Here is a 14,182-nt window from a genome sequence, read left to right as displayed (position 1 = left end):
TTATTATGAGCAGTGTAGTAAAAGAAAAAGCTAATATGAATAAGCAAAATAAAGATGCAAACAAGACGAAGCTGTTTAGCAAGGGGATGAGAACAGAAATCTATTTGATTATATTATTAACCTTGTTATTTCTATTTTTTTCAGTTACTTCAGATGTATTCTTGACAGTAAACAATTTAAAGACTCTTGCACGGCAAGCTTCAATTTATGGAATAATTGCGATAGGCATGCTGGTAGTTATTATTTCTGCAGGTATTGACCTATCGGTAGGCTCTGTTACTGGCCTATCAGGTATTGTGGCGGCTTTATGTATGGCAAATGGCATTTCAATTTTTGCTTCTTTAATTATTGCTTTAGTTTCAGGTCTTGTTATTGGTTTGATTAATGGCATATTGATACATAATGGAAAAGTCCCGCCTTTCATTGCGACTATGGGAACAATGACAGTAGTAAGAGCACTTATTATGTTGCTAACTAATGCAAGTATGATATCTGGTCAACCTGAGGCATTTAGGAAAATCACCCAGACTGAATTCTTAAATATACCGTTTTTGTTTTTAGTATGGGTTGTTGTGATAATCATTGCTATGTTTATTACAACAAAAACAGTTTTTGGGAGGAATGTTTATGCTGTAGGCAGTAATAAAGAAGCAGCCAGACTCAGCGGTATAAACATTAAAAAAACCATATATGGTGTTTATATATTTTCTGCGTTTGCTTGCAGTATAGCTGGAATTTTACTTACATCCAGACTTGGAAATGGTGTTCCTACGGCTGGAGATGGTTATGAACTTGATGCTATTGCTTCAGCAGTAGTTGGAGGGGCAAGTCTGGATGGAGGAACGGGCAGTGTAATTGGGACAGTTCTAGGTTCAATGATTATGGCGACACTCCGGCAAGGCGGTGTATTACTTGGAGTAAACTCCTTTGTTCTGGAAATTATAATTGGTTCATTAATTGTTGTGGCAGTTTTAGTAGATAAAGTAAGACATCAATACATATAAAAGTCTAAGGAGTATATTAAGACATTTAAATAAAATTATAGATGGAGGTTTTTAATATGTTATATAAAAAAGTTGAAAAAATTAAAGAAGAAATCGCTGTAATCGGAGTGGGTTGCTGGAATTTTGGAGGTCAATGGGATAATTCAGACGAAGAAAATTCTATAAAGATTGTCCATACAGCTATTGACAATGGAATTAACCTTTTTGATGTAGCTCCAGTATACGGTTTTGGTAAAGCAGAAACCGTGCTAGGGAAAGCTTTAAAAGGTAGCAAACGTAGCAAAGTTTTGATAGCTACAAAGTGTGGATTGATTTGGAATGAAAAGCATGAAACTACAAATAATCTAAGCAAAGAAAGCATATTAAAGGAAATAGATGACAGCTTGCGCAGGCTTCAAACAGATTATGTTGACATATATCAACTACACTGGCCTGATCATAATACACCAATTGAAGAAACAGTTAGTGTTTTAGAGGAAATCAAAAAAACCGGGAAGATTAGATATATTGGTTTATCCAATTTTTCACAAAAAGATGTAAAAACTTTTATGTCTATGATTGAAATAAATTCGCAACAGGCCTTATACAATATGCTGGAAAGAAATACCAATAGTTATCATAATATACCATTAGAATATAAAACAGAAGATGAGGTACTGCCAACAGTTAGAAAGTATCAGCAAGCTTTCTTTCCATATAGCCCATTATTCCAAGGCCTACTTACTGGCAAATTCAAGGCAAATGGCAACTTTTCCGAAAAAGACATTAGGAATGAGAACCCAAAATTAAGAGGAGAACTATACAAAAAATATTACGAAGGTGTTGCTGCTTTAGAGAATTTTGCAAACAAAATTGAAAGGCCATTAAATGAAATTGCGTTGAATTGGTTAAGACAGAAAAATGAAGTAACTTCCATTATTGCGGGTGCTTCCAGTATAGCTCAACTGGAAAAAAATATTCGTTCGACGATGTGGGATTTGACCGAAGAGGAACTAAATGAAATCGAAATAATTATAGAACCTTATAAATATATATAAGTGGTGATGAAATGAATAAATATTTATTAGCTCATGATTTGGGAACGTCAGGCGATAAAGCTACTCTTTTTACTGCGGATGGAACATTGATAAATAGTTGCACATATGAATACGAAACAAAATTTTTTAATGGCAACTGGGCTGAGCAAAATCCTTTAGATTGGTGGAAGGCATTTTGCGAAACTAATAAACATCTCTTGGAAGGAGTAGATAAAAGAAAAGTTTCGGCAGTAGCATTTAGCGGTCAGATGATGGGCTGCGTCTGTGTGGATTCTAATGGAAGGCCATTGAGGAACGCAATTATATGGGCTGACCAGCGAAGTACAAAAGAAGAAGAAACCATAAGAAACAAGATTGATGAAAGCAGGTTCTACAAAATAACGGGACATAGAATTAGTGCTTCATATAGCATAGAAAAGTTAATGTGGGTGCGCAACAACGAACCTGATGTTTTTAAGCAGACCTGCAAAGTTCTGTTACCTAAAGACTATATCATATATAAGCTTACGGGTGAATTCGTTACAGATTATTCGGATGCATCTGGAACTAATGCCTTTGATATCGTTAAATGTAAATGGTCAGATGAAATAATGGAAGCAGCAGGTATAGATAAATGTTTATTTCCGGCTGCATACCCTTCAACTAATATCGTAGGAGAAATATCTAAAAATATAGCAGGAGAATGTGGATTAGCTTCAGGCACTAAAGTTATAATTGGTGGAGGTGATGGGGTATGTGCATCTGTCGGAGCTGCATCTGTAGTGGAAAATGCCGCATATAACTATCTTGGTTCTTCTTCATGGATATCATTTACATCTAAGGAGCCGGTTTTTGATAACGAGCTTAGAACCTTTAACTGGGTTCATATGGTTCCCGGCTATTATTCTCCAACAGGCACTATGCAGGCCGCAGCTAACTCTTATAATTTTGTTAAGAAGATTCTTTTCGACGGGTTATCGATATTAGAAAAGAATAAGATTAGCATTTACGAATTGATGGATAAAGAAATTAACAGTTCAAAAGTTGGCGCTAATGGCCTTGTATTTCTACCATATCTATTAGGAGAAAGAAGCCCAAGATGGAATCCTAAAGCAAGAGGTGCTTTTATAGGGCTTAAGATGGAACATACCAAAGGAGATTTGCTGCGTGCCACAGTTGAAGGAATTCTTATGAATCTTGCTATCATACTGCAAGTTTTCAAAAAAGAATCTGATATTAGCGATATAAATGTCATTGGGGGATTAGCACAAAGTGATGTTATACTCCATCTATTATCAGATATATATGGCATAAAGGTTCATAAGTTGAACTATCTTGAAGAGGCAACTTCTATCGGGGCAGCTGTTGCAGCTGGCGTGGGAAGCGGCGAATTAAAAGACTTCAATGAAGTACATAAATTTATTAAAATTAAGGAAGATATTATTCCTGATTTGGAAAATCACAAGAAGTATGAAAGAATTAAAAAAGTGTTTGATGAAAGTTATTATGCTCTGTTAGATGTTTATGAGCAATTAAATAAAATATAGAAAGGAACACCAAGATGAATTTAACAATTGACGAGTTAGCGAATATGATTGATTATACATTGTTAAAACCGGATATATCAAATAAAGATTTATTTCAACTTTGCCAAGATGCTATAAAATATAATTTTAAAACAGTTGCAATTAACAATGCGGTGATTCTATTTTGCAAAAAAATACTAAAAGGAAGTAATGTTCTTTGTGATGCGGCGGTTTCGTTTCCCCTTGGGCAATCAACCATCGAGACAAAAGTATTTGAAACAATAGATGCAATTGAAAAAGGTGCAGGAGAGGTGGATTACGTTGTAAATATTGTAGAAATTAAAAACGATAATTGGGCTTATATCGAAGAAGAAATGCGAGAAATTGTAGAAGCCTGCAATGAGAGAGGAGCTATTTCAAAAGTAATATTCGAAAATTGCTATTTGAGCGATGATGAGAAAAAGAAATTATGCGAAGTTGCTCTAAAGGTAAAACCAACATTTATAAAAACGTCTACAGGTTTTGGCAATGGTGTGGCAACAATCGAAGATGTCAAGCTGATGAAAGCATGCGTCGGTGATAATATTAAAATTAAGGCTGCCGGAGGCATAAGAGATATCCAATCTGTCCTAAAGTTTATAGAAGCTGGAGCAAGTAGGATTGGCACCAGCAGCGGTGTGAAAATTATTGAAGAGTATAAAAAATTAAAATCAAAAAAATGATGGCTTCAGGAGGAGAAAAGAGATGAATTCTAATTATGCCACTGGATTGCAGCATGTAGGAATTCCAACAAAGCGTCTGGGTATATCGGTTGACTTTTATAAAAAACTTGGTTTTAAAGTTTACTTTAGATCTAATAATGTAGTTTTTATGAAACTAAATGCTTTACTTATAGAATTATATATAAACAGTAATACTTCTAGAAAAGCCGGTACCATTGACCATATTTCATTAAATGTTAAAGATATTGAATCTGCATTTTCAGAATTCAGATCTTCAGGTTTTAAAATACTAGACTCAGAAATTAAAAGCCTTCCATTTTTTGAAAATGGGGTACGCTTCTTTACTATTGAAGGGCCTAATGGAGAGAAAATAGAATTTAACGAGTTAATAAAAAAATAATTTTAAGTTTCCGCATTTTTTTCTGAATCGTAGATAAATCAATACCTTTAACGTTTAATATGTAAACAGCAAATAAAATACTGCAAGTCAATGTAATTTATAGTCTTGTGTAAATGCGGTTTATTTTTTGCGGAAACTCAAAAAAAATAATATATTGAAAAATTATATATATTGTTATATAATAGAACAAACTTACTACAATATAAAAATTGAAAGACAAGGGCGTCTTTCTATATGGCAATGTAGCCACGTCATAAAAGCAGAGGATTGTTAGTATATGCTCAAAGACGTGGCTTGATTTATTTAAAAATAAATCCCGTACAAAGCAGGAAAAACCAAAAATACATAGAATACAACTACAATTACAATAATAATTATACTTATTATCTATAATAAGGCAAAAAAAGATCCCCCATATCTTTTTTTTGTCAGTGTTTTAAATCAAAACAAAGGCGGTGAAGGTGTGGACGATCATGAAGCTAAACAGAGAATTATACAGGAATACGTTCCAGGCAAACAAATTACCTTAGCACATCTTATCGCCAGCCCTGACAATTCTCTTTATCAAAAATTAGGGATAGAAAAGGCAGGAGCAATAGGCATTATGACTATCACTCCAAGTGAGGGTGCTATTATTGCAGCCGATATAGCAACTAAAGCTGCTGGTGTGGATATAGGTTTTCTTGACAGATTCAGCGGTTCTTTAGTAATAACAGGGGATGTGGCATCGGTTGAGGCATCATTAAAGCAAGTCACAAATGTATTAAAGGAAGTTCTCGAGTTTTCTCCGGCTCCAATAACCCGTTCATGAGGTGAAACATATTGCTAATTTTGAGGTGAAAGAATTGCAGAAAAGAGTCATGTTTATTGGTGCTTCCGGGTCGGGTAAAACCACCCTTATAAAAACACTGAGGGGCTGCGGAGAAGCTGTAAAAACCCAAGCGCTTACTTTCGAAGATGGCTTTATAGATATTCCAGGGGAATATATGGACATAAGGCGCTTAAATCACGCAGTAATCACAACAGCAATGGATGCCGATGCAATATTTGTAGTCCAGGATTCTACAAGCTCTAAACCCACAACCCCTCCCGGCTTTGCTGAAATGTTCAATATCCCGGTGTACGGAATAATAAGCAAAGTAGACTTGCCGGAATCTAACATACAAAAAGCTGCGGAATATTTAAAAATGTGTGGGGTGAAGGGGCAATACTATCCTGTGTCAGTGATAACAGGAGAAGGAGTTAAAGAGATAAAAAATTTGATCAAAAGTATATAATCGCCATTACTATTGGTTAGGCATTACCCTCACCCCACAAGATTATAATTGTTGTAAAAATAACTATTATCACTGAGGTTTATTCATTTTATTAAATTGATTGCCTCGCTGCATATTGCCATTCATTGTAGTGTTGCCCGTTGTGGGAAGCTGGCCCGATAACTGTTGCTTTATATTTTTAACCCTGTCTCTTACAAAATTCAGTATAGAAGTTGAACTAGCCATCATTCCCCTGCCACCTGCACCAGGCCCACTCCTTGCGCCACCACCCATGCCGCCTTGAGGGGGCTCAGGTCTTTCGCCGTTTTCAAGATTTTCTGGCATGCCCTGAGGCTTTTGAAACTGCTGCTCATCTTGGGGTTGGATCTGCTGAGGAGGCATTGAGTTTTCCTGTTGATTGTCTACATCTTGAGGAGCAGTATTTGCTGTTGAATCCGTTGACTCTTCAGAATAAGTAATACTTGCCTCAAACTGTTCCATTGTACAGAATTTAGTAGGATCCGCTTCTACATATGGCCTTATAATAGATGCTAACTGTGTAACCCTTTCCTCAAAGTTTTCCAGATAATTCAGCAGTTCCTGGATGTAACCGTGATATCTTTCCTTATATTCCTCCACTGCTAGCAGGTTGTTAATAAGTGGAAGACTTTCCATATTCACACCTAATACAGGCTCATCAATAGGAATTGTTATCTGATTATTACCTCCGCCAAATCCGCCGATAGACATGTTATAGTCCCAGGGAATTACAGTAAATTTGCCATTTTGTCCATATAGATAATAGTTTTGCGCCAGATTTCCGTTGTAGCTGTCGTAATTGCCTAAAACCGTATTTACTGCGATATATTTTAATGCACTGTCAACATCAAGCACACTTTCAATATCACCCTTTTCTCCCTCGGGCATTTCATTTAGAATCTGTATAAAGTTTTTAAGGTCGGTTTTTGATTCGTCACTGCCAACTTTTAGCTCACTTTTTTCATAGTTGTTCCCCTCTACATATTGAAGGGTGCTGCCCTGTTCCTGCTTATACAGATTGCCGTCGGCACCGCCAAAGTTGCGCTCTAAAAAGCTGTCGTCTATAGCTTCAACCATGAGATAGAATCCAAATAATTCTCCATTAATATACACATTTGCATAACTTGCAAGGGGTGCATCTGCACCGATTTCTCTAAGAGCTTCATAGCTTAAATATTCCCTCATATATGAGGGATCTGAGTACATGTTATTTAGCACGAACTCATCAAGGCCAAGAAGGTTTTGCCCTTTTTCATACTTGTCCAGCTTAACTCTAAAACTGTATCGGTCTGAATCACTGCTGGCAACAGATTTCAGAGTAAGATTTCCCTTTGTTCTAAATCCCACATTTTCTAAAGTCATATCACCTATCTTAATCGTTGCACTCTTATATTCCTCTGCAAGCGGGTCTGCGAGCATGCTTTCCCAATCCGCTTCTGAAATTTCAATGTAGATGTCGTTTATGCGATCCCTTTCAAACAATTCCTCATAAGCCATTTCATTTCCTGAAGTTATTTTTTCGGTTTCAGTTTCGTTTTCTTTTTCTGCTGCTATGGGTGAATTGCCATGCATATAGAATACAGCAATTGACCCTAATGTAAGTATTGTCGCGAGCGCAATGGCTATATATTTTTTTGCTATTTTACCATTTTCCATTCTATCTCCTCCAAATGCCTAGTATTCTGTCGAATCTGCACACATTGACAGTGTAATGTTCAAATTGCCGTTTCTGCAGCGAAGTGCGTCCAGAAACTCTTTTTGATTAATATCCTTATTCATAGTTACCGTATAAACCAGTTCGTAAAGACTTCCTAAACCAGTCGTTTTTACTTTAGCAAGGGTATGATCGACGGTAAAAGTATCAAAGACTTCATCAAATGCCCCTTCATAATCCAAATCCTCGGGAATTGTTATTTTAAGCAATTTCTGACCTGTATTTTTAGCTCCAAAATTAAACAGGCTAAGCATTATCATTAGCAGGCAAAGAACTGCGGTGAACAATGCCGCATACTGGTAAAACCCTACACCGCACGCAAGACCTGCAGCCAGTGCAAACAGTACATAGGAAATGTCTTTTGGATCTCCGGGAGCACTTCTAAATCGTATGATTGAAAATGCACCTGCTAAACTAAATGCCCTTGCAACATTACTTCCTATTAAAAGGATAATAATTGCAATCAAAGTGGGAACGAGAACCAGTGTAAGAGAAAAATTCTGCGAGTAATTGTTTTTATTACTGGTCTTCATATAAGTTAAACTAATAACCATACCCAGGATAAAAGAAATAGCAATTGTCAATAAAGTATTTCCTAAAGATATTGAGGTATCAGCCGCGGCTGCACCGAAAATTGTTTGGAACATATATTTTTACCTCCTTTCGCTTTGTAATTGTTTAACAGCATTCTTTTATATTCTGTGCCATATTTAGAAAAACTTATTGAATAGACTTTGTATTCAGAAAGCAACCTTGATAGCCAATAGGGGATAGCATTTAAGGTTTTAATTTCCATGAGCACCTTATCATCTTCTAATAAATTTTCTCCATAATCGCCGCTTTCAAGCTTTAAGTCGTATCTTCTTGTTCTTATGTTTACATCAAAGGTTATTCTCAGGTTTCTGTCATCTGTGCAAAAGAATGCTTTTCTGTCATATGCAATGTAAACCTTTGCCCTAGGCGCATTGTATATTTTTAACATATAAGCTATCTCATTGATAACCTGATAATTTATGTAGTTTTTTTGTTCAGGTTTTATGCCGGTGTTTATAAAATCATAAGCCTCGTTAAGACTTAGGGCTGTGCGCCTTTTATTGACTAAGCCACAGAACTTTTTCTTGATTTCAACATAAACCAGCTCATCTTCTTCAGGAATCCCATATGCCCTTATTCGAAGCTTTTCTTTATATTTAGGTGCACAAATAGATTTTCTGATTAAGTAATCGTCAGCAGTATCAAGGTAGAGATTGCTTATTGTATAAAATTCAGAGCTTCTGTTATACTCATCTGGTTCCATATAGTTTAAAAGTTTATCTTGTATGCTTTTGGCTGTTGATTTATTAAGTAAAAACTTGCGCTCATATCTGTTGAAAGTTTCAATTGCCATGGTAGTTCTCCTTTCTCATATCTTTGTTTTGCTTCAAGCTTGCCTTTATTTTAAATGGAGTACCTTAAAAAAACCTTAAATAATTAAAAAATAAATTTAAAATGTGTAAAGATGCAACATTTAAGCTTGATTTAAGAATGCTCGTGTATAATAATACAGTTAGAAGAATTAAAAAAATGAAGGTGGTTCTATGAGAATATTAATCGTAGAAGATGAGCTTCATTTAGCGGAGGCTTTAACGCAGATATTAAAGAAAAACAATTATACCGTTGATGCGGTACATGATGGAGAATCTGGTCTTGATAATGCCTTAAGTGGCATTTATGATTTAATTATCCTGGATATAATGCTTCCAAAAATGAATGGCATTAGCATACTAAAGCATATTAGAAAACAGGAAATCGCAACGCCTGTGATACTTCTTACGGCAAAAGGAGAAATTTCTGATAAGGTTATGGGTTTGGACAGCGGTGCGGATGATTATTTGCCAAAACCTTTTGCAACAGAGGAGCTGTTGGCAAGGATAAGAGCTTTGTCAAGGCGAAAGGGGGATATATTGCCGGATTCTTCTTTAAAATATGGAGATATTGAATTAGATGCTTTAAATCTTAAATTGTCAAAGGATAGCAAAGATGTGAAACTTACCTTAAAAGAAAGTGAGCTATTAGAGTTTTTAATGTTGCGCAAAAACATCGTAACTTCTAAGGAATTGATTATCGAAAAGCTTTGGGGGTTTGATTCGGAAGTCGAACCAAATAATGTGGAAGTTTATATTTCGTTTTTGAGAAAGAAACTCTCATTTTTAAATTCTAAAGTCAGCATAGTTACCGTGCGCGGAGTAGGATACATTTTGGAAGGTGGAAATTAATGTTTAAGCAGCTCAGAAACAGATTCCTCATTTTAAATTTAATCATTATTTCCTTTATAATGCTGCTTGCCTTTTCATCAATTTATTTAATAACTTATAATAATGTGCAAGCTGATATTGAACGGGAACTGCGTAGAGTATCAGAATTTGACAGAAATTCAGGGATAAATAAGAGCAAACCACAATCCGGATTTACAGATACTTTACCGCCCGTTGATGCTAATCGCTTGCAACCACCGCCGGACCGCTCGGTTTCGTTTTTACTGGTAACTGATGAAAATGGGAATATCATATCCTTTTCTTCAATCTTTGATGTAGATATAGACTTCTATGAAACTGCAAAAAATTTTGCTGTCTCAGCAAATAAAGATATGGGTAAATTTAAACTAAACGATACTTATTGGGCATTTCTAATAAAGCCGCACCCGGCCGGATACCAAATCGTATTTTTGGACATCACATCTCGGCAAGGCATCTTGACCAATCTCATATATACATTTCTTTTTGTGGCGCTTATTATGCTTTTTATTATTTTCTTTGTAAGCAAATTCTTTGCAGATAGAGCTATTAAGCCTGTCCAGGAAGCCTTTGAAAAGCAAAAACAATTTATAGCCGATGCGTCCCATGAGTTAAAGACACCACTTGCAATAATCAATACAAATGCAGATGTGCTTTTAGCAAATCCTCAAGACTATATAAAAAATCAGTCTAAGTGGCTTTATTATATTAAATCAGAAGCTGAGCGAATGACAAAACTTACAAATGACCTTTTATATCTTGCACAGATGGACTATTCGGATGTAAAAATGATTTTTACCGATTTTAACCTGAGCCAACTAGTTGAAAATGCTATTTTGACGATGGAAGCAGTATTTTTTGAACATGGCATTTCGCTAGAGTATGAGATTGAACCTAACTTGATAATATGTGGCAGTTGCGAACAGATTCAGCAAGCAGTTACAATCCTTTTGGACAATGCAGTAAAATATACTAATACTAAAGGGAAGGTTATAGTTTCCTTAAAAAGGCAGCAAAGCAATGTGCTCTTATCTGTAGCAAATACCGGCGAGGGAATCCCTCAAGAAAATATCAGCAAGGTATTTGACAGATTTTACCGCACAGATGAATCGCGGACAAGAAAAAGCGGAGGCTACGGGCTAGGTCTTGCTATTGCAAAAACTATCATCGAGCAACATGGAGGGAAAATCTCCGTTAAAAGTAATCCAAATGAAAATACGATATTTTATGTTAAACTACCTGCTGTTACTACATTGATTTAGAGGCGGCCAACTTTTCAGTCGAAAAAATATTAAATTAAAAGATGACGCTACCGTAATTTTAACTGAAAGATTTGATTATGATGATATATCGGGGTTCTATGTTGAATATAAGCCTAGAAAAAAGGCTGCTACAGTGAAGTTAGATTATTTATGGTATAATTAATAATATTATTGAACTAAATATGTGTTAAAATAATAAGGTATTGTCAAAATGCGATAAGGCCTTCATAAACAATCCGGCAAGCCGGTTAAAATAGTCATGCTGTTACTAAATGCAGGAGTTAATATATCTGAGAGGAGATACCAAACATGCTAAATGATATCGAAAAAAGGAAACCTACCTTGAAAGAAGCTGTTATAGCTTTATTGTTAGTAATAACGGTAATTTTGATTTCTATTAAGACTGCTCTTGTTCTTGAAACGGCATTGGTGCTGGGAACTGCAGCAGCTGTTCTTGTAGGCTTTTATTTAGGATATTCTTGGGAAGACATCGAAAAAGGTATGCTTGATGGGATGAGAAATGGTTTAGGTGCTTGCATAATATTGATAGTAATCGGTATGGTTGTTGGCACCTGGATTTTAGGTGGTACTATTCAAACTATGATTTATTACGGATTAAAACTACTTACGCCTCAAATATTTTTGCCTGCCGGCTTTATGCTTTGCGCATTAACCTCTGTATTGATAGGCAGTTCTTTCGGCACAATTGCAACTATGGGCATTGTCCTTATGGGCATTGCTGAAGGCCTTGGTATTCCAAGAGCCTTAACAGCAGGAGCTATAGTTTCCGGTGCTATGTTTGGAGACAAAGTTTCACCACTATCAGACTCTACTAACCTTACGGCAGCCATGACCGGAACCAAGTTATTCGACCACGTTCGTTCAATGCTGTATGTATCAGGGCCCGGTGTGGCAATTTGTTTAGCAATTTACACCTTTGTCGGACATAGATATGCCACAGCAGGAAATGTCGATTTTGGAACCGTAGAAAGCATTTTGACAACCCTAAGCAGCAATTTTAATCTTTCTATTATGACTTTAATTCCGCCGGCAATTGTAATTATCCTTTCAGTATTAAAGGTGCCTGCCATTGTTGCACTGATGATTAGTTTTATTTCGGCAGGTGCTTTATCGATATTTACTCAAGGAGCTAGTCTTGCAGGCATAATTGAGGTGGGAGCAAATGGATTTATCTCTAACACCGGTCATGAGCTTATAGATAAGCTCCTTACTCAAGGCGGGATAAATTCTATGATGAGTACTGTTGCCATAATTATGGCGGGAACTGCTATGGGAGGTATATTAGAAAAGTGCGGGATATTACAAGTATTACTTGAAAACCTTATGAAACATATAAAAAAGCCAAGAGACTTAATCTTAGCTTCACTGGCAAGTGCATATATAATGCTGCTTGCAACGGGAGAAATGATGGTATCCATTATAGTTCCAGGCAGGACTTTAGAGCCCGCATTTCGGGATATGAAGATACACACCAGCGTTCTTTCGAGAACTCTTGAAACCGGTGCTACCTTAATGTGCGGAGCATTACCGTGGGGAGTTGCATCTGTTTATGCACAAAATGTTCTCAATGTTGGCTTAGAATATATCCCATACTGCTATCTCCCCTTTATTGCTCCGATTATTGCTATAATCTATGCTTTTGTAGGTTTTGCAACGTTTCCAGCTGAACCGGAAGAAAGTTAAATGAGGGGATGATATCTATTGACAAGGTTATAAGGAAAATCAGACCGATTTTACATGACTTTCAACCCAAATCTTATACAAAAGACCCATGGGAGGAATTGGCAAAATATAAAATAAAAAAAGATGATATTATAGACTGCTCTCTGGGAGTAAACCCTTATGGCTGTTCAACCCTTGCACAAAAAGCCACTAGTAATATTTACTGGGAAGGTATTGCTAAATATCCCGATACATCATATACCGCAATAAAAAAAGCCATTATAAATCTTTGGTCAGGTGTAGCTGAATTAAAGGAGAATGAAATCTTTTTAGAAGCAGGCTCTGTAAGAATTCTAGCTAAATTGAACAGATTATTTATAGAAAATGGCAGTAAAGTACTGGGTTATTGCCCGCAATTCTCGGAGTATGAAAACTTAGTAAAAATGTATGGAGGAGTTTATAATTTCATTGGCTTGAGAGAAGAAGAAAATTTTAAATTCTGCCATAAAAGATTTTTAGATGCAATTAATGATTCATATAATATCATTTATATTGATAATCCAAATAACCCTACAGGTCAAGTTTTGAAGATTGCAATAATAGAGGAGATTGTCAAAAGAGCAGCAAATTATGGGATACCTGTTATTGTAGATGAGGCGTATGGAGATTATATGGATGCTTCAAATTCAGCTATAAGTATCTGTGAAAAATATGATAATTTACTGACAGTACGCTCGCTTTCAAAAGGCATGGGGCTTGCTAATATAAGGTTAGGTTACCTTATTGTTAAAGGCCGCCTTAAAGAATATTACAATACTGCAAACATACCTGCATTTGTCTTTCCTGATATTATGAGTAATATAATAACTGAAACATTGAGGGATACTGAATTTATATTACAATGCAGAAAAGACATAAAGCAGAACAAAGCAAGACTTTTATCAATGTGCAAGGATAAATTTACCATATATGAAACCGGTCTTGAAGTGCCGATACTTACCTTAGGGTGCAAAGATAAGGGAAATCTATATGATTACTTTTTAAAACATGGAGTTATAACCGCTCCTGGAGATGAATTTACCAACTTAGGCAGAAATTATGTCCGACTTTGCATACCTGCTAATATAGAAGTTCTTCTTGAAAGAATAGCAAAAATGAATTAAGCTGTCCCATAGTGATAAGATTTTAAAATTTGGCTGAGTTTATTAATATTATAATATTAAAAGCGAGAGGTAATAATTTAAAAGATTTTAACCGTATAAAACCGATGGATATCCTGACGCAATC

At 35.8% G+C, this 14,182-nt stretch carries 14 protein-coding genes; 11 read left to right on the top strand and 3 right to left on the bottom strand.

The window, feature by feature from the left end; genetic code table 11:
* Positions 1 to 5: 5 nt before the first annotated feature.
* The 7 genes from TEPIRE1_RS10225 (at position 6) to TEPIRE1_RS10195 (ending at position 5,945) form a co-directional block, all read left to right on the top strand.
* A complete protein-coding gene (locus tag TEPIRE1_RS10225) occupies positions 6 to 1,004 on the top strand; it encodes an ABC transporter permease (RefSeq protein WP_013779101.1) in 999 nt (332 codons plus the stop codon).
* Positions 1,005 to 1,060: 56 nt separating this feature from the next.
* Positions 1,061 to 2,041: an aldo/keto reductase gene (locus TEPIRE1_RS10220; protein WP_013779100.1), complete on the top strand. Its 981-nt coding sequence runs from the start codon at positions 1,061 to 1,063 to the stop codon at positions 2,039 to 2,041.
* Positions 2,042 to 2,052: 11 nt separating this feature from the next.
* Positions 2,053 to 3,567 (top strand): xylulokinase, encoded by a 1,515-nt coding sequence (gene xylB, locus TEPIRE1_RS10215; RefSeq protein ID WP_013779099.1) that lies wholly within the window; start codon positions 2,053 to 2,055, stop codon positions 3,565 to 3,567.
* A 14-nt stretch (positions 3,568 to 3,581) separates the two neighbouring features.
* Entirely contained in the window at positions 3,582 to 4,268 is a 687-nt protein-coding gene (gene deoC, locus TEPIRE1_RS10210) for a deoxyribose-phosphate aldolase (RefSeq protein ID WP_013779098.1), read from the top strand.
* Positions 4,269 to 4,290: 22 nt separating this feature from the next.
* The gene (locus TEPIRE1_RS10205) at positions 4,291 to 4,668 is read left to right on the top strand and encodes a VOC family protein (protein ID WP_013779097.1); all 378 of its coding nucleotides are present in this window, start codon (positions 4,291 to 4,293) and stop codon (positions 4,666 to 4,668) included.
* 463 nt (positions 4,669 to 5,131) lie between these two features.
* Complete coding sequence (gene eutS, locus TEPIRE1_RS10200) at positions 5,132 to 5,479, top strand: ethanolamine utilization microcompartment protein EutS (RefSeq protein WP_013779096.1); 348 nt, start codon at positions 5,132 to 5,134, stop codon at positions 5,477 to 5,479.
* A gap of 34 nt (positions 5,480 to 5,513) precedes the next feature.
* A complete protein-coding gene (locus TEPIRE1_RS10195) occupies positions 5,514 to 5,945 on the top strand; it encodes a EutP/PduV family microcompartment system protein (protein WP_013779095.1) in 432 nt (143 codons plus the stop codon).
* A gap of 69 nt (positions 5,946 to 6,014) precedes the next feature.
* On the opposite strand, the gene TEPIRE1_RS10190 is transcribed toward TEPIRE1_RS10195, so the two are convergent.
* The 3 genes from TEPIRE1_RS10190 to TEPIRE1_RS10180 are packed head-to-tail and all read right to left on the bottom strand — an operon-like array spanning position 6,015 to position 9,064.
* Entirely contained in the window at positions 6,015 to 7,619 is a 1,605-nt protein-coding gene (locus TEPIRE1_RS10190) for a CotH kinase family protein (RefSeq protein WP_013779094.1), read from the bottom strand.
* Positions 7,620 to 7,637: 18 nt separating this feature from the next.
* Complete coding sequence (locus tag TEPIRE1_RS10185; protein WP_013779093.1) at positions 7,638 to 8,324, bottom strand: DUF4956 domain-containing protein; 687 nt, start codon at positions 8,322 to 8,324, stop codon at positions 7,638 to 7,640.
* Positions 8,273 to 9,064: a polyphosphate polymerase domain-containing protein gene (locus tag TEPIRE1_RS10180; RefSeq protein ID WP_013779092.1), complete on the bottom strand. Its 792-nt coding sequence runs from the start codon at positions 9,062 to 9,064 to the stop codon at positions 8,273 to 8,275. The genes TEPIRE1_RS10185 and TEPIRE1_RS10180 overlap by 52 nt, the downstream gene beginning before the upstream one ends.
* A 190-nt stretch (positions 9,065 to 9,254) precedes the next feature.
* Between TEPIRE1_RS10180 and TEPIRE1_RS10175 the strand changes: the two genes are divergently transcribed.
* The 4 genes from TEPIRE1_RS10175 (at position 9,255) to TEPIRE1_RS10160 (ending at position 14,058) form a co-directional block, all read left to right on the top strand.
* Complete coding sequence (locus TEPIRE1_RS10175) at positions 9,255 to 9,932, top strand: response regulator transcription factor (protein ID WP_013779091.1); 678 nt, start codon at positions 9,255 to 9,257, stop codon at positions 9,930 to 9,932.
* Complete coding sequence (locus tag TEPIRE1_RS10170; protein ID WP_013779090.1) at positions 9,932 to 11,212, top strand: sensor histidine kinase; 1,281 nt, start codon at positions 9,932 to 9,934, stop codon at positions 11,210 to 11,212. The genes TEPIRE1_RS10175 and TEPIRE1_RS10170 overlap by 1 nt, the downstream gene beginning before the upstream one ends.
* Before the next feature lie 309 nt (positions 11,213 to 11,521).
* Positions 11,522 to 12,916, top strand: a complete 1,395-nt coding sequence (nhaC, locus tag TEPIRE1_RS10165) for a Na+/H+ antiporter NhaC (RefSeq protein ID WP_013779089.1) — start codon at positions 11,522 to 11,524, stop codon at positions 12,914 to 12,916.
* Positions 12,917 to 12,924: 8 nt separating this feature from the next.
* Positions 12,925 to 14,058, top strand: coding sequence for a pyridoxal phosphate-dependent aminotransferase (locus TEPIRE1_RS10160; protein ID WP_013779088.1), 1,134 nt, complete (start codon positions 12,925 to 12,927; stop codon positions 14,056 to 14,058).
* Positions 14,059 to 14,182 lie beyond the last annotated feature (124 nt).

It is taken from the genome of Tepidanaerobacter acetatoxydans Re1 (assembly GCF_000328765.2).
Classification (GTDB): Bacteria; Bacillota; Thermosediminibacteria; order Thermosediminibacterales; family Tepidanaerobacteraceae; genus Tepidanaerobacter; species Tepidanaerobacter acetatoxydans.
The sequence above is the reverse complement of the archived record's forward strand: the minus strand, read 5'-3'. Positions and strand labels throughout refer to the sequence as shown.